Genomic DNA, 327 nt, shown 5'->3' on the forward strand with positions numbered 1-327 from the left:
GTGCGACGAGACCCCCGGTCGTGAGGGCGCATCGAGAGGCGGGACCGCGTCGACGAGCAGCCGCGAGTAGGCATGCTGCGGTCGCTCGACCACGTCGCCCGCCTCGCCGTACTCGACGAGCTTCCCGCGCTCGAGCACGCCGATGCGCTCCGCATGGCTCGCGACGAGCGGGAGGTCATGGCTGATGAGCAGGGTCGCGAAACCGCGCTCGCGACGGAGCCGGCCCACGAGCGCGATCACCTCGGCCTCGACGCGACTGTCGAGGCCGGTCGTCGGCTCATCGAGGATCAGCAGCCGCGGGTCCGCAGCGAGCGCCATCGCGATCAC

General features: G+C 71.9%; 1 protein-coding gene. It reads right to left on the reverse strand.

The window, feature by feature from the left end; translation table 11 throughout:
• The coding region (locus SB660_RS19510; protein WP_486304202.1) for an ABC transporter ATP-binding protein at positions 1-327 on the reverse strand (327 nt) is incomplete at both ends.

Source organism: Bacillus sp. SIMBA_005 (assembly GCF_046535585.1).
Lineage (GTDB): Bacteria > Bacillota > Bacilli > Bacillales > Bacillaceae > Bacillus > Bacillus pumilus.